The sequence below is a fragment of the Xanthobacter wiegelii genome (assembly GCF_043193855.2).
Lineage (GTDB): Bacteria > Pseudomonadota > Alphaproteobacteria > Rhizobiales > Xanthobacteraceae > Xanthobacter > Xanthobacter flavus_A.
The window spans coordinates 1,519,680-1,534,360 of record NZ_CM195529.1 but is presented as its reverse complement, the minus strand read 5'-3'; the positions used below and the strand labels follow the sequence as shown (position 1 = coordinate 1,534,360).

The window sequence follows — 14,681 nt, the reverse complement described above, 5'->3', positions numbered from 1 at the left end:
ATCTCAGGCCAAGATGGTGATCATGCGTTCTTCGCTCATCTCGCGGATCGCGTAGTGCGGGCCTTCCCGCCCGAAGCCGCTATCCTTGGAGCCGCCATAGGGCATGACGTCGACACGAGAACTCGGCGTCTCGTTGATGTGGACGCCGCCTACCTGCAGCTTGAGGGCGGCCTGCATCGCAACATCGATACGCTTGGTGAAGATGCCGGCGGCCAGGCCGAACGGCGTCGAATTGATGCGCGCGATCGCCTCGTCCATCGAATCGAACGGCGCGACGCAAAGCACGGGTCCGAACACTTCCTGGCAGCCGAGTGGCGTGCTCGATTGGACGTCGGTGAGCAGGGCCGGCGGAACGACGGCGCCCTCGCGTTCGCCGCCCGCCAGGAGACGCGCACCGTGATCGACCGCGTGCCGGATCCAAGCTTCGATGCGCCGCGCCGATGCTTCGCTGATCACTGGCCCGACCACCGTCCTGTCATCGGCCGGATCGCCGTATGGCAGCGCCTTCACCATCGGCACCAGGCGATCGATCACGTGCGCCATCAGAGGCCGCTGCACCAGCAGGAGCTGGATCGAGGTGCAGACCTGCCCGGCCTTGCGATAGCTGGCGTTGATCACCTTCGGCAGCGCGACGTCGAGATCGGCGTCCTCGCAGAGAATGCAATGGGCGATCGAACCGAGTTCCATCTGCGTGCGCCGCAAGCCGGCGGCCGCCTGGATCGACCGCCCCACCTCGGTGCTGCCAGTAAAGGCGTAGAAGCGCACCAGCGGCTCCTGGAGCAGCCATTGCGCGACTTCGGCATCCCCATGGAGGACCGACATCAAGCCCGAGGGAAGTCCCGCTTCGAGGAGACACTCGGCCATGATGCAGGACGACATGGGCGTATGCAGCGATGGCTTCAGGACCATCGCATTGCCGGCGGCCAGCGCGGGGCCGACCTTGTGGGCGACCGTGTTCAACGGCGCGTTGAACGGCGTGATGGCGCAGATGACCCCGAGCGGCACGCGCAGGGTGAAGCCGAGCCGTCCGGCCTGGCCGGCCGCGCCTTCGATGGGAACCGTTTGGCCGCGAAAGTTGCGGGCTTCCTCGGCGGAGAGCCCGAATGTGACCACCGTGCGCCGGACCTCGCCCAGGGCGTCGCGGCGCGGGAAGCCCGCCTCCTTGCCCAGTGCGTCGGCAAGCTCTTCCGCCCGCTGCTCGATCAACGCGGCGGCACGATCGAGGATGGCACCGCGCGCATAGGGAGTCAGAGTGCTGGCCTGAAAGGCGGCATCGGCTGCGGCAACGCAATCTGACACCTGCTGGCGTGACGGCAGTTGAGCATACATGCACGGCTCAAGGCGGAACTTGTCCATCACGGCCGCAGCGGACGCTCCTTTCGTCCACTGGCCGCCGATCAACAGCCGGCAGGCAGGCAAAGCGGCCGTAATTTGCGGCGCCGCGGCATCTGCCATTGCTTCAACTCCCCGTTTTCTCGTTCCTTTGCGGCTTAGAGCCGATTGGGCATAAGCGAAAATACCGATTTACATTGGGTGCTATAAGCAGCACCTATATCCCTTGGCCAAACTCCTCATATGCCCGGTGCCCCATGGATCTGCGCCAGCTGCGGTACTTTGCCCAGATCGTCGAAAGCGGCAGCCTGTCAAAGGCATCGCGTTGCCTGTTCGTGGCTCAGCCAGCGCTAAGCCAGCAGCTTGCCAAGCTGGAGGATGAAGTCGGCAAGCCGCTGCTGATTCGCTCCGCGCGCGGCGTCACCCCAACCGAAAACGGGCTCGCGCTCTATCACCACGCGCGCTTCATGTTGCGCCAGCTTGACCAGGCCCTGTCGATTGCGCGCCAGGACACAGGTGCGGTCCGCGGCATGGTCTCGCTCGGACTTCCATCGACAACACTGGTTGCTCTGGGCCTGCCGCTGATGCGGTGCATCCATGAAAAGTACCCGGGCGTCCTGCTCAATGTGGTTGAGGGCATGAGCGGGCATATCGCGCAGATGATGCGGCTCGGACAGCTTGATCTTGCGATTCTTTTCACAAGCGACGTTTCGTCGAAGCTCGATGCGATTCCGTTGCTGGATGAGGAGTTATTTCTTCTTTTGCCGCGGCACAGCAGCCATGTGCCGGAAGACCAGGTCAGTATCTCGGTCAATGATGTCGCCAAATTGCCGCTCATTCTGCCGACCGGCACACACGGACTGCGGCGCCGCATCGTTGCGGAATTCGATCGCCGCGATCTCACCCCGCATGTCGTCGCTGAGATCGACTCGCTCACACTCCTGATGAAATGCGTCTATGACGGCATGGGCGTCACCATTAAGCCGATGTCTGCGCTGCATCATGAAGGCGAGCATGGCCGAAACTGGCGCGCTATACGCATCGCCGATGCGACACTCAATCGCCGAAACTATCTCTACTCGATATCTAGGGACCTATTGTCTCCAGCGGCGTCGGCCGTCGCACTTGAACTGCACGATACAGTGAATATTCTCGTGACGACTGGAAAATGGCAGGGTGTCTCACTTGTGGAGCCCCTCGACGATACCAACGTCACCTCGCAAGCCGCAGCCGAGTAAGCCCCGCGATGAAAATGCCGCGGTTATTCATGTAGAGCGAAGCCGATCATCATGAATCAGCAGAGTTTTCCAGATCACGCCGGAACTGATTCAAGCTGCCTGCCGGAGGAGGAGGCCGGCAGGGATGGTGAAGGCTCTGTCGTTTGATCTTCGGGTCCGTGTTCTTGCCGCGGTGGCGGGCGGGATGAGCCACCGCCCGGCGGCGGAGTGTCAATCGGCACGGAAACCTGACCCCATATCGGCGCCGAATATTGACCCCTGTCTGGGGCATTGACCCCAACGCTGTGGAAGCATGGTCGCCCAGCCGAGCGTCTCATAGACCGTCGAATTTTGGAGAAGGCGAGATTCAGATCCAGGCGGGAGCCGCGCCCCGGTCTTGCCAAGGCGGTCGATGGGCTTCCAGCGACAGGATGGAAAAGCGCGACTTCCGCGCAAATACCAAAGCAACTTCTAATTGCGATGGCGCACCAGACACGATTGCAACGTGCGGCCTCCGCCTTCGGAGGGACTACTAGTAGCTCCGTCGAATTTACGATGGAGCGCGAAGAAATGCGATATCATACTGTTACTGAAAAATATTGTGTAGCGCACCCTAGCCGAGACTATCCTTCTCTCCGCCACCACTTTCTTCCTGCTGCTTACTGGCGCTCACGCGAGACGAAGCGATCAGGGCGGAGAAACCCCATGGCTAAGCTCACCAAAAGGACCGTCGATGCCGCGGAAGCCGGCGCCAAGGATTACGTGATCTGGGACGATGAGCTCCCTGGCTTTGGCCTCCGGGTTTTCACGTCCGGAAAGCGAAGCTACGTCCTGCAGTATCGGTCGGCTGGCCGATCGCGCCGGTTCACGATCGGGCTGCACGGAGTGTGGACGCCGGAACGCGCGCGCCAGGAAGCCAAGGCGCAATTGGGCCGGATCGCGCAAGGCGACGACCCGGCCGAAGAGCGGCTGCTGGATCGCAAAGCGCTTACGGTCAAAGAACTCTGCGATCTCTATCTGACTGACCTGCAAGGAGGGCTGATCCTCGGAAAGGGTGGGCGCCCCAAGAAGCACAGCACGATCGCCTCTGATCTTGGCCGCATCCACCGTCATATCGTTCCCCTCCTCGGCTCGCGTCGCGTCAGGGACCTTACGAAAGCAGACATCACGAAGGCCATGAAGGACATCATGGCGGGGAAGACGCGCCTCACCGTCAAAACGAAGGACCTGCGCGGCAAGTCCATCGTGAAAGGCGGTGCCGGCACTGCCACGCGTACAATCGGCCTGCTTGGCGGAATCCTCACTTATGCGGTCGAAGCCGGGATCATCGAGACGAATCCGGCGCACGGTGTGCGGCGGCCGAAGGACAATGTCCGAGCCCGGCGGCTGAGCGAAGCCGAATATCGCGTCCTCGGCGACCTGCTCAAGACGGCTTCCAAGAACGAGAACTACCGGATGTCGGTCGAGATCATCCGCCAGATCGCCCAAACCGGGTGCCGTCGCATGGAGATGGTCACGCTGCGATGGACAGAAGTCGATACGAATTCGAGCTGTCTCCGTCTGACCGACAGCAAGGAGGGAAGCTCCGTTCGGCCCATCGGGCTGCCCGTGGTGGAATATCTGGAGAAGCGTCGGAAAGAGGCGATCGGAGATTACGTCTTCCCCGGCCGGAGCGGCGAGAGCGCATTCGGCAGCTTCCCCAATCACTGGAGGAAGATCTTCGCCAACTCGCCCTTAGCCGATGTCACCCCTCACATCCTCCGCCACAGCTTCGCCAGCGTTGCGAACGATCTCGGTTTCACCGAGGTCACCATCGCCGCCCTGGTCGGCCATGCGAAGGGATCGGTCACCAGCAACTACATCCATACGCTCGACACAGCTCTGATCATGGCCGCAGACACCATCTCCGGCTACATCCAGGGACTTCTCGACGGAATTGAGTTCAAACAGACCGCCTATGCGCTCGATCGCGGCTCCCGGAAAGCAGCGTTGGCCCGGTTTCTCCGCAGGGTGGCCGGCGATGAGGAGGCGGAACATGCTGAATGCGAGCATGTCGCCGCATGAGGCCGGATAGCTTCCCTATGCCCTGGACTGGACAATCGATAGGGCGCCCGTGAGCATGGCGGCGTGACTGACCAAATCGCCCGAATGCGCATCATGATGGAGAATGAGAAGCCCGCCATCTCTCGCCGCCCGGACATCTCCACTTTAGGCGGCAAGCGGCTACGATTGATCGTCATCTCGGATGGCGCCCTGAATTCCGCACGTTCCTCGGCGTGATCATGCACCGAGCAAAGCGGGATGGACAGACGGGAGCTGTCGAGGGAAATCATCGCATTGCCCTCGACAGCAGTCTCGCCGCCACCAGGACTATTGACGGTGCTGATGCTGGCGTCATGACGGCGGGCCGGCTTACCGTCGACGCCGCGAGACCTATGCCGGTTCACATTCCACGGCAGAGGATCTCGTCTGCAGGGATTAACCTACGCCGTCGCCGCCGTCAGGGCTTCGCTCAGCACTGTCCGCACGCCGATATGGTTGGCGAGGATGAGGATGAGGCGGCAATTCATGTCCTGCGCCTCCTCCTCCGTGAGGTGGCGCTGGCGCTCAATCAGCTCCTCATAGAAGCCGTCCGGGTCGGGAATGTTGGGGGTGAGGACGAGGCGGGGCCCGCCGTGGCCGGCGCGGGTGGTGTGATCCAGCATGGGTGCTCCTCAGGCGGCAATGGCGCGGCGCAGGGCCGCCGTGATCTTCTCGGGGTCGAAGGTGCGCCAGCGCGCCGCGACATGCTGGTCCGGCCGGATCAGATAGGTGGTGCCGGGAGCCGCATCGTAGCGGTCGGCGAGCAGCCCCTTCACATCCAGAAGGTCATGGCCGACCCGGAGCACGCCCGCGCGAATGGCCCCGGCCTCGATCGCGGACACCGGCGCCTCGCCGAAGGTGAGCACCGTGAAGCCCTGGCCCAGCAGCGGCAGCAGCCAGCCAGCGCGCCCGTCCACCTCCACCGGCGCATCGGCGCAGGCGGTTCCCGGCAGCATGAGGCCGGCGAAGGCGTCCGCGTCCGGCGTGTTCAGCACGGAATGGAGATAGGGCGTCGGCATAGAGAGCCGGCCGGAATTCATCAGCGGCCGGGCGAAGGGGTGCGCGCCCGCAAGCTCCAGCACGGCATTGCGAAAGCGCCGGCTCATGGCGGTCTTGGGGGTGATGAAGTCGGTGGAGCGGGTGGAATGGGCGATATTGTCGTCCGCCGCCAGCGCCCGCTCGTCGTGATAGGTGTCGAGGAGGCGCTCGGGGGCGAGGCCGTCCAGCACCAGCTTCAGCTTCCAGCCGAGATTATCCACGTCCTGAACGCCCGAATTGGCGCCCCGCGCGCCGAAGGGCGAGACCTGGTGGGCGGCATCGCCGGCGAAGATCACGCGGCCATAGCGGAACTTGTCGATGCGCCGGCAGGCGAACTGGTAGACCGAAGCCCACTCCAGCTCGAAGTCCGCCTGCGGCCCCAGCATGGCCTTCACGCGGCGAATGATGTTCTCCGGCTTCTTCTCCTCCACCGGATCGGCCTCCCAGCCGAGCTGGAAGTCGATGCGCCATACATCGTCCGCCTGCCGGTGCAGCAGGACCGACTGGTTGCGATGGAAGGGCGGATCGAACCAGAACCAGCGCTCGGTGGGGAATTCCGCCTTCATAACCACATCGGCGATGAGGAAGCGGTCCATGAAGGCCTGCCCGGTGAATTCGGCGCCCACCATGCGGCGGGTGTCGGAATTGGCGCCGTCGCAGGCCACCACCCATTCGGCTTCCAGGGTGAACACGCCGTCCGGCGTCTCCACCGTCAGCGTGGCCACATCGGCGTCCTGGTGGAGGGAGATGAGCTTGTGCTTCCAGCGCAGGTCCACAAGGGGCGAGGCCGCGCAGGTCTCCACCAGATATTCCTCGAGGTAATATTGCTGGAGATTGATCATGGCCGGCATCTTGTGGTCCGGCTCGGGGAGAAGATCGAACTGGTAGCGCAGGTCTTCCTCGAAGAAGACCTTGCCGATCCGCCAGGAGATGCCCTTCTCGACCATGGCCGCGGCGCAGCCGAGCCGGTCCCAGATCTCCAGCGGGCGCTTGGCGTAGCACACGGCCCGCGAGCCGATGGAGACGGTGTCGTTGTCGTCCAGCACCACGGTGGGAATGCCGCGGCTGGCGAAATCGAGGGCGGCTGTGAGGCCCACCGGGCCGGCACCAATCACCACCACCGGATGGCGCGCGAGCCGGCCGGCTTGCTGCTCGGCCGAGATGCGGTAGGCGAACTTCGGATAGCTATAGGTGCTCATCATCGGAGCCGGTCTCCCGAACATTTCCTCAAAATGGATCCGGGCCTTTGCGGCCTCTCGTCGTCCTGCGCTGCCCCGTGGGGCGGGGCGGGGCGCGCGTCAGTGCGCGCCGAATTCCTTCTCGTGCAGCCAGGCGGCGTGGCGCGGCGGCGTCTTGGTCTCGGCCCATTCCGCGATCATCGCGGGCGCCACCGCCTTCAGCCGCGCCAGCACCTCGGGCGTGGTGGTCCAGGCGGCAAGCTCCAGGCGGTGGCCGGAGGGATCAAAGAAATAGATGGACTTGAAGATGTCGTGGTCGGTGGGGCCGACGACTTCGATGCCGGCGGCCTCAGCCTTCGCCTTCACCTGCTCCAGAGCATCGATGCTCCCCACCTGGAAGGCGATGTGCTGCACCCATTCGGGGGTGTTGGGGTCGCGCCCCTGGGGCGGGGAGTTCGGCAATTCGAAGAAGGCGAGGATGCTGCCGGCACCCGCATCGAGAAAGATGTGCATGTAGGGATCGGGCGCCTTGGTGGAAGGCACCTTGTCCTCGGCGATGGCGCCGACCAGCTCCATGTCCAGAATGTCCCGGTAGAAATCGACAGTCTCCTTCGCATCCCGGCAGCGATAGGCGACGTGATGGATCTTCTCGACGAGCATGTCGTCCTCCCGTTCGTTGTTGGGCTGTATGGGGCCGGCACAATAAGTAACAAACGTTACTATATGGCGCAAGTGAAATTCGTTGCAGATGAGACGATTCCATCCGAGCGAACCCATCATCTCGCCGAACGGCTCCCGCTGGCCGAAGCGCACTGCGGTGGTTTATAAGTCACCAACGTTATCAACGAGGCTGGAGGCACGCGGAATGGCGAAACACGAAGGCGTGCCGTTCGCGCTCGGCGCCTTCTTCCCCTATCGCCTCGCGGTGCTGGCGGAACGGGTGTCCATGGCGGTGGCGCAGCTCTATGCGGATCGCTTCGGCATCAGCCGCGCCGAATGGCGGGTGCTGGCCGCCCTCGGCGCCAACGGCGCCATGGCCGCGAAGGACATCAGCGCCTATTCCACCCTCGACAAGATGCAGGTGAGCCGCGCCGTCGCCCGGCTGGAGGAGGCCGACCTCATCACCCGCGCCGCCGACGATGCCGACCGGCGCGCCAAGATCCTCACCCTCACGCCCGCGGGCCGGACCCTGTTCCGCAAGATCGTGCCCCTCGCGCAGGCGCGGGAACAGGATCTGCTGCAAGACCTCGATGCGGAGGAGCGGGAGGTGCTGGAGCGGGCCATGGACAAGGTGCTCGCCCGCGCCCAGTCGCTCGTCGAGCGGGGGTGAGGCTCAAGCGCCGCAGGGGCGGACCGTCGCTCGGCCCGTCAGTCCGCGCACTGCACCAGGTCGAAGCTCTTTTCCAGCTTGTCCATGAGGTGGTCGAGCTGGGCCTGTTCCTCCGCCGTGAGGCAGGAGAGGATGGCCTCCTCGCGCTTCAGCAGCAGCGGCACAAGTTCGCCATAGATGGCGCGGCCCTGCGGGGTCAGCTCCAGCATCACCTCGCGGCGGTCCTCGGCGCTGTCGAGGCGCGCCACATAGCCCATTTCCGCCAGCGCGCTCACCGCCCGGCTGATGCGCGATTTGTGGGTGCGTGTGCAGCGGACCACGTATTGCGCGCTGCGCGGCGCATCGTGCAGGCCGAGGGTGGCCAGAACCCGCCACTCGGGAATGTCGATCTTGTAGCGCGCCATGTATTCGGCCGCGAGCGCGGTGGAGAATTCCGCCGCCAGCCGATTGAGGCGAAACGGCACGAATTTCAGGAGGTTGAGCTTTTCAACCTTGCGCTTCGACATGGCCATGGACCCGTAACGTGAGACGCCGGCCCTGCGGGGCCCTTGACTGTTGCAGTTGCAACTGCATAACATCGTCTCAGTCGCAACCAATTGCGCTATATCAAACAGCCGGGGATGAGGGAAGCGCGCGGGAGGATTTCGGCGGGTCCGATATCGGGCCCGCTCGTCCGTCCGGCGCCCTCTCAAGGGAGGACCGCCGCGTGACCACCGCCGCCGCCACAAAGACCTTCGCCAGCCAGGGCGACCTCGCCGAGAAGAAGGAAATCTTCACCGAGTTGGCGGACGGCGTGTTCGCCCTCACCGCCGAGGGCGATCCCAATTCCGGCGTCATCATCGGCGACGACAGCGTGCTCATCATCGATGCGCGCGCGACGCCGGTGATGGCGAAGGAGCTGGTGGCCCGCATCCGCGCCGTCACCGACAAGCCCATCCGCCACGTGCTGCTCACCCATTACCACGCTGTGCGGGTGCTGGGCGCCGCCGGCTTCGAGGAGCGCATCAACGTCATCGCCTCCGACGTCACCCGCGACATGATCGTGGAGCGCGGCGCGCAGGATATGGCGTCCGAGATCCAGCGCTTTCCCCGCCTGTTCCGGGCACAGGACACCATTCCCGGCCTGACCTGGCCGACCATGACCTTCCACCAGGAAATGACCCTGTGGCTGGGCTCGCGGGAGGTGCGCATCATCCATGCCGGCCGCGGCCACACCCGTGGCGACACCATCGCCTGGCTGCCGAAGGAGAAGGTTCTGTTCGCCGGCGACCTCGTGGAATACGGCGCCACCCCCTATTGCGGCGACGCCCATTTCCGGGACTGGCCGCAGACGCTCGACCGGCTGGAGACCCTCGGCGCGCAGAAGCTGGTGCCGGGACGCGGCGAGGCGCTGGTGACGCCGGATCAGATCAAGGCCGGGCTGGACGAGACCCGGGCCTTCCTGCGCGATGCCTTCGCCATCGCCGAGGCGGGCGTGCAGGCTGGGCATGACCTGAAGACCGTCTATGCCGAAGCCATGCGCCAGATGCGCCCCAGGTACGGCCACTGGGTGATCTTCGAGCATTGCATGCCGTTCGATATCGCCCGCGCCTATGACGAGGCGCAGGGCATCGACAACCCGCGCATCTGGACCGCGGCGCGCGACATGGAGATGTGGCAGGCCCTGGAGGACTGACCGCACCGGCCGCGGCCGGACTGCTGAACCCAAACCACGCGCAGACTTTGCAACCGGCGCAGCGTCGCAGGAACAACGGCGCACGCCTTCGGGAGGACAACATGCAGCTTCTGGGTCATGTGCTGACATCACGCACGGCGCTTGCCGCTCTGGCGGTCGCCGCCACCGCCTTCGGGCCGGTGGCTGCGCGGGCGCAGATGTCGGACAATGTGGTGCGCATCGGCGTGCTCGGCGACATGGGCGGACAGTTCGCGGACATCGGCGGGCGGGGCTCGGTGGTGGCCGCGGAGCTCGCCGCCGAGGATTTCGGCGGCAAGGTCGCCGGCGTGCCGGTGGAGATCATCTCCGGCGACCACCAGAACAAGGCGGACGTGGGCGGCGCCACCCTGCGGAAGTGGTTCGACGAGGGCGGCGTGGATGCGGTGGCCGACCTGCCCGTCAGCTCCGTCGCCCTGGCCGCGCAGGAGATCGCCCGCGAGAAGAAAAAGACGCTGCTGATCTCCGGCGCCGCCGTCTCCGAACTGACCGGCAAGGCCTGCTCGCCCTATTCCACCCATTGGGCGGACGACACCTATGCGCTGGCCAACGCCACCGGCAAGGCGGTGACGGCGCTCGCCAATGGCAAGAGCTGGTATTTCATCACGGTCGATTATTCGTTCGGCCACGCCATGGAGCGGGACGCGGCGGCCGCGGTGGCCTCCGCCGGTGGCAAGGTTCTCGGCAGCGCGCGCCATCCCCTCGGCGCGCCGGACCTCTCCTCCTTCCTGCTTCAGGCGCAGGCGTCCAAGGCGCAGGTGATCGGCCTGACCAACGTGGGCGGCGACACCAGCAACGCAGTGAAGCAGGCGGCGGAATTCGGCATCACCTCCGGTGGCCAGAAGCTCGCGGGCTTCCTCGTGTTCCTCACCGACATCAAGGCCATGGGCCTGCCGCTGGCCAAGGGGCTTCTGGTCTCCACCGGCTTCTACTGGGACCAGAACGACGAGGCCCGGGCCTTCGCCAGGCGCTTCGAGGCGAAGGTGGGCCGCATGCCCACCAAGCAGCAGGCCTCGGTCTATGCCTCGGTGAAGCATTATCTGAAGGCCGTGGCCGCGGCCGGATCCGACGACGCGGGCAAGGTGAATGCGCAGATGCGCGACCTTCCGGTGGACTATTTCGGCCACGCCGCCAGCATCCGCCCCGATGGCCGCGTGCTCTACGACCTCACCCTGTACGAGGTGAAGAGCCCCGCCGAGAGCAAGGGCCCATGGGACTTCTACAAGCCCGTCACCACCCTGCCCGCGAGCGAAGTCTTCCGCCCCGGCGAGACCGGCTGTCCGCTGGGCAAATCCTGACGGCGCGCCTGACACCCCGGAGGTCCAGATGACGATCCAGCCTTATGCGGCCTTTCAAGGCCCGGCCGTGCGGTCCAGCGTGCGCGCGCCCGGCTACATGTCCGGCTTCGGCAATGCGTTCGAGACGGAAGCCATCGAGGGCGCACTGCCGGTGGGCCGCAACTCGCCGCAGAAGGTCAATTTCGGCCTCTACGCGGAGCAGCTTTCCGGCTCGCCCTTCACCGCACCGCAGGCGGTGAACGAACGCTCCTGGCTCTATCGCATCCGCCCCACGGTGAAGCATTCCGGCCGCTACCGGCGGGTGGACAAGGGCCTGGTGCGCACCGCCCCCATGGCGCGGGACGAGAGCGAGCTCGCGCTCGGGCAGTATCGCTGGAGCGCCATCCCCCTGCCGCAGGAGAAGCGTACCTTCCTGAGCGGCCTTGCCACCCTCACCACGGCGGGGGACGCGGACAGCCAGGGTGGGATGGCGGCGCACATGGCGTTCGTCACTGCGTCCATGGAGAACGACTATTTCTTCAATGCGGACGGCGAGTTGCTTGTGGTCGCGCAGCAGGGTGCTCTGCGCTTTCGCACCGAATTCGGCGTCATCGACATCGCGCCAGGGGAGATCTGCCTCATCCAGCGCGGCGTGATCTTCAAGGTGGAGCTGACTGACGGGCCCGCCCGTGCCTATGTCTGCGAGAATTACGGCGCGACCTTCACTCTGCCGGATCGCGGCCCCATCGGCGCCAATTGCCTCGCCAACCCGCGCGATTTCCTCACCCCCGTCGCCGCCTATGAGGACAAGGAGGAGCCCTCCCGCCTCTATGTGAAATGGGGCGGGGAGCTGCATATGGCCGAGATCGGCCAGTCGCCCCTCGACGTGGTGGCCTGGCACGGCAATTACGCGCCGTGGAAATATGATCTGCGCGCCTTCTCGCCCGTGGGGGCGCTGCTGTTCGATCACCCGGACCCGTCCATCTTCACCGTGCTAACCTCGCCCTCGGGCACGCCGGGCACGGCGAACATCGACTTCGTGCTCTTTCCCGAACGCTGGATGGTGGCGGAGAACACCTTCCGCCCGCCGTGGTATCATCGCAACATCATGTCCGAATTCATGGGCCTCATCTTCGGCGTCTACGATGCCAAGCCCGAGGGGTTCGAGCCGGGCGGCTTCTCCCTGCACAATCTGATGCTGCCCCACGGCCCGGACACCGCCGCCTTCGAGCACGCCTCCACCGGCCCGCAGACGCCGGTGAAGCTGGAAAACACCATGGCCTTCATGTTCGAGACCCGCCTGCCCCAGCGCGTCACCGCCTATGCGGCCGGCGTGCCACAACTGCAGGCCGACTATGTGGACTGCTGGGCCGGCCTGAAGAAGCGCTTCGCCCCCAACCGCCGCGCGGCGTGGTAGCACCCGCCTGACGCCGCCTCCCCCGAAGTCCGCGCAGGCCCCGCCGTTCCCGCTTTCCGGATGTCCCATGATCGACGCGACCCATGATCCCGCCCGCCAAAGCTGGGTGACCTCCGCCAACGGCCATGCCGATTTCCCGATTCAGAACCTCCCCTTCGGCATCTTCAGCCCGAACGGCGGGGCGCCGCGCGGCGGCGTCGCCATCGGCGAAGAGATCCTGGACCTCGGCGCGGCGCTCGCCCTCGGCCTGTTCGCGGGCGCCGCGTCGGACGCGGCGCAGGCGGCGTCGGGACCGACGCTCAACGCCTTCTTCGCCTTGGGCGCCGAGCCCCGGCGGGCGCTGCGCGCGCGGCTGGTGGACCTGCTCGACGCCGCCGGGCAGGAGCATGCGACCGTGGAGCGTCATGCCGGCGCGCTGCTCCACCACGCGGCGGACTGCAGGATGCACCTGCCCGCCGCCATCGGCGACTATACGGATTTCTATGCCGGTATCAGCCACGCCACCAACGTGGGCAAGCTGTTCCGGCCGGACAATCCGCTCCTGCCCAACTACAAATACGTGCCCATCGGCTATCACGGCCGCGCCTCCTCCATCGGCGTGTCGGCGGGTTCGGTGCGGCGGCCCAACGGCCAGCGCAAGCGGGCGGAGGAAGCGGAGCCCAGCTTCGGTCCCTCCCGCAATCTCGACTACGAGCTGGAGCTGGGCGTGTTCATCGGCGCCGGCAATGCACTGGGCGAGCCCATCCCCATCGGCGCGGCGGCCGGCCACATCGCCGGCTTCTGCCTGCTGAACGACTGGTCGGCGCGCGACATCCAGGGCTGGGAATATCAGCCCCTCGGCCCCTTCCTCGCCAAGAACTTCGCCACCACCCTCTCGCCCTGGGTGGTGATGCCCGAGGCGCTCGCCCCCTTCCGCATCGCCCAGCCCCCGCGCCCGGAGGGAGACCCCGCTCCGCTTGCCTATCTGATGGACGCGGACGACCAGTCGACCGGCGCCCTCGACCTTACCCTCGACGTGCTCATCGAGACGCCGGCCATGCGGGCGCAGGGGCTGGCGCCACACCTGCTTTCCCGCGGTTCGTCGCGCGACCTCTACTGGACCTTCGCCCAACTGGTGGCGCACCACGCCTCCGGCGGCTGCAATCTCAATCCCGGCGATCTACTGGGCACCGGCACCATCTCCGGCCCGACGCCGGACAGCTTCGGCAGCCTGCTGGAGCTGACGCAGGGTGGCAGGGCGCCGCTCACCCTCGCCTCAGGGGAGGAGCGGCGGTTCCTGGAGGATGGCGACACCCTCATCATCCAGGGCCGGGCGACCCGCGACGGCTTCGCCTCCATCGGCTTCGGCGCGTGCCGCGGCACCATCCTGCCCGCCCCGGCGGTGTGAGGCGGCCGTGCGGCTCTTCACCTACTGGCGCTCCTCGGCGGCCTACCGGGTGCGCATCGCGCTGGCGCTGAAGGGGATCGCTGTGGAGCAGGTGCCGGTGCATCTGGTGCGCAACGGCGGGGAGCAGCATGCCCCCGCCTATCGCGCCCTCAATCCGCAGGAGCGGGTGCCGGCGCTGGAACTCGCCGACGGGACGGTGCTCATCCAGTCCCCCGCCATCCTCGACTATCTGGAAGAGACCCATCCCGCCCCGCCCCTGCTGCCGACGGATGCGGTGGCGCGGGCCAAGGTGCGGTCCGTGGCGGCCATCATCGGCTGCGACATCCACCCGCCCAACAACTCCTCCCAGCTCGCCTATTTGCGCCAGGCCCTCGACCAGGACGAGGCGGCCGTCTCCGCCTGGATCGCCCGCTGGGTCACGGACGGCTTCCGCGCGGTGGAGGCGCTGATCGGCGACGAGGGCTATTGCTTCGGCCCCGCGCCGGGGCTGGCGGACGTCTTCCTGATCCCACAACTCTATTCCGCCCGGCGCTTCGACGTTCCGCTGGAGACCTTTCCCCGCATCCTGCGCGTGGAGGCCCTAGCGGCGACCCACCCCGCCTTCGCCGCCGCTCATCCCGCCAGCCAGCCCGACGCTGAGTGAAAGGGCGCAAGCGAAATCCCGCTTCATAGGCCCGAACCGGTTCTACCGAGGTTGCCATGCTGATTAAGG

General features: G+C 65.9%; 14 protein-coding genes. 9 read left to right on the top strand and 5 right to left on the bottom strand.

The features are described 5' to 3' along the window. Positions 1-3 precede the first annotated feature (3 nt). Complete coding sequence (locus tag V5F63_RS07060) at positions 4-1,455, bottom strand: aldehyde dehydrogenase family protein (protein WP_209488370.1); 1,452 nt, start codon at positions 1,453-1,455, stop codon at positions 4-6. A gap of 134 nt (positions 1,456-1,589) precedes the next feature. On the opposite strand from V5F63_RS07060, the gene V5F63_RS07055 reads away from it, so the two are divergent. From V5F63_RS07055 to V5F63_RS07045, 3 genes are all read left to right on the top strand, one after another. Continuing rightward, positions 1,590-2,570 (top strand): LysR substrate-binding domain-containing protein, encoded by a 981-nt coding sequence (locus V5F63_RS07055; protein ID WP_209488369.1) that lies wholly within the window; start codon positions 1,590-1,592, stop codon positions 2,568-2,570. A 684-nt stretch (positions 2,571-3,254) separates the two neighbouring features. Further along, positions 3,255-4,613, top strand: a complete 1,359-nt coding sequence (locus V5F63_RS07050; protein ID WP_209488368.1) for a tyrosine-type recombinase/integrase — start codon at positions 3,255-3,257, stop codon at positions 4,611-4,613. Between the two features lie 63 nt (positions 4,614-4,676). Further along, complete coding sequence (locus V5F63_RS07045; RefSeq protein ID WP_394102155.1) at positions 4,677-4,829, top strand: hypothetical protein; 153 nt, start codon at positions 4,677-4,679, stop codon at positions 4,827-4,829. A 203-nt stretch (positions 4,830-5,032) separates the two neighbouring features. On the opposite strand, the gene V5F63_RS07040 is transcribed toward V5F63_RS07045, so the two are convergent. The 3 genes from V5F63_RS07040 to V5F63_RS07030 form a co-directional block, all read right to left on the bottom strand. After that, on the bottom strand, positions 5,033-5,254 hold the full coding sequence (locus V5F63_RS07040) for a DUF2783 domain-containing protein (protein ID WP_209488367.1): 222 nt from the start codon (positions 5,252-5,254) through the stop codon (positions 5,033-5,035). A gap of 9 nt (positions 5,255-5,263) precedes the next feature. Then, positions 5,264-6,868, bottom strand: coding sequence for an FAD-dependent oxidoreductase (locus tag V5F63_RS07035; RefSeq protein WP_394102170.1), 1,605 nt, complete (start codon positions 6,866-6,868; stop codon positions 5,264-5,266). A gap of 99 nt (positions 6,869-6,967) precedes the next feature. Then, positions 6,968-7,507 carry a VOC family protein gene (locus V5F63_RS07030; protein WP_209488366.1) on the bottom strand — a complete coding sequence of 180 codons (540 nt, stop codon included), beginning with the start codon at positions 7,505-7,507 and terminating at the stop codon, positions 6,968-6,970. A gap of 205 nt (positions 7,508-7,712) precedes the next feature. Here V5F63_RS07030 and V5F63_RS07025 point away from each other — a divergent pair, with 205 nt between their 5' ends. After that, a complete protein-coding gene (locus V5F63_RS07025) occupies positions 7,713-8,177 on the top strand; it encodes a MarR family winged helix-turn-helix transcriptional regulator (RefSeq protein WP_209488365.1) in 465 nt (154 codons plus the stop codon). Positions 8,178-8,215: 38 nt separating this feature from the next. Here the strand turns inward: V5F63_RS07025 and V5F63_RS07020 are convergent, their stop codons facing one another. Continuing rightward, positions 8,216-8,683: a MarR family winged helix-turn-helix transcriptional regulator gene (locus V5F63_RS07020; RefSeq protein WP_209488364.1), complete on the bottom strand. Its 468-nt coding sequence runs from the start codon at positions 8,681-8,683 to the stop codon at positions 8,216-8,218. Between the two features lie 200 nt (positions 8,684-8,883). On the opposite strand from V5F63_RS07020, the gene V5F63_RS07015 reads away from it, so the two are divergent. The 5 genes from V5F63_RS07015 (at position 8,884) to maiA (ending at position 14,612) form a co-directional block, all read left to right on the top strand. Beyond that, positions 8,884-9,852 carry an MBL fold metallo-hydrolase gene (locus tag V5F63_RS07015; RefSeq protein WP_394102157.1) on the top strand — a complete coding sequence of 323 codons (969 nt, stop codon included), beginning with the start codon at positions 8,884-8,886 and terminating at the stop codon, positions 9,850-9,852. 101 nt (positions 9,853-9,953) lie between these two features. Continuing rightward, the gene (locus V5F63_RS07010; protein WP_394102158.1) at positions 9,954-11,186 is read left to right on the top strand and encodes an ABC transporter substrate-binding protein; all 1,233 of its coding nucleotides are present in this window, start codon (positions 9,954-9,956) and stop codon (positions 11,184-11,186) included. A gap of 28 nt (positions 11,187-11,214) precedes the next feature. After that, positions 11,215-12,582: a homogentisate 1,2-dioxygenase gene (gene hmgA / locus V5F63_RS07005; RefSeq protein WP_209488362.1), complete on the top strand. Its 1,368-nt coding sequence runs from the start codon at positions 11,215-11,217 to the stop codon at positions 12,580-12,582. A gap of 67 nt (positions 12,583-12,649) precedes the next feature. Then, on the top strand, positions 12,650-13,969 hold the full coding sequence (fahA, locus tag V5F63_RS07000; RefSeq protein WP_209488361.1) for a fumarylacetoacetase: 1,320 nt from the start codon (positions 12,650-12,652) through the stop codon (positions 13,967-13,969). 7 nt (positions 13,970-13,976) lie between these two features. After that, entirely contained in the window at positions 13,977-14,612 is a 636-nt protein-coding gene (gene maiA / locus V5F63_RS06995) for a maleylacetoacetate isomerase (RefSeq protein ID WP_394102159.1), read from the top strand. Positions 14,613-14,681: the final 69 nt, after the last annotated feature.

What these genes read in the sequence shown, in the direction of transcription:
- V5F63_RS07030 (WP_209488366.1), bottom strand. Translation starts at nt 7,507, where the DNA reads ATGCTCGTCGAGAAGATCCATCACGTCGCCTATCGCTGCCGGGATGCG.
- V5F63_RS07040 (WP_209488367.1), bottom strand. Translation starts at nt 5,254, where the DNA reads ATGCTGGATCACACCACCCGCGCCGGCCACGGCGGGCCCCGCCTCGTC.
- V5F63_RS07035 (WP_394102170.1), bottom strand. Translation starts at nt 6,868, where the DNA reads ATGAGCACCTATAGCTATCCGAAGTTCGCCTACCGCATCTCGGCCGAG.
- hmgA (WP_209488362.1), top strand. Translation starts at nt 11,215, where the DNA reads ATGACGATCCAGCCTTATGCGGCCTTTCAAGGCCCGGCCGTGCGGTCC.
- fahA (WP_209488361.1), top strand. Translation starts at nt 12,650, where the DNA reads ATGATCGACGCGACCCATGATCCCGCCCGCCAAAGCTGGGTGACCTCC.
- V5F63_RS07025 (WP_209488365.1), top strand. Translation starts at nt 7,713, where the DNA reads ATGGCGAAACACGAAGGCGTGCCGTTCGCGCTCGGCGCCTTCTTCCCC.
- V5F63_RS07010 (WP_394102158.1), top strand. Translation starts at nt 9,954, where the DNA reads ATGCAGCTTCTGGGTCATGTGCTGACATCACGCACGGCGCTTGCCGCT.
- V5F63_RS07050 (WP_209488368.1), top strand. Translation starts at nt 3,255, where the DNA reads ATGGCTAAGCTCACCAAAAGGACCGTCGATGCCGCGGAAGCCGGCGCC.
- V5F63_RS07060 (WP_209488370.1), bottom strand. Translation starts at nt 1,455, where the DNA reads ATGGCAGATGCCGCGGCGCCGCAAATTACGGCCGCTTTGCCTGCCTGC.
- V5F63_RS07055 (WP_209488369.1), top strand. Translation starts at nt 1,590, where the DNA reads ATGGATCTGCGCCAGCTGCGGTACTTTGCCCAGATCGTCGAAAGCGGC.
- V5F63_RS07020 (WP_209488364.1), bottom strand. Translation starts at nt 8,683, where the DNA reads ATGTCGAAGCGCAAGGTTGAAAAGCTCAACCTCCTGAAATTCGTGCCG.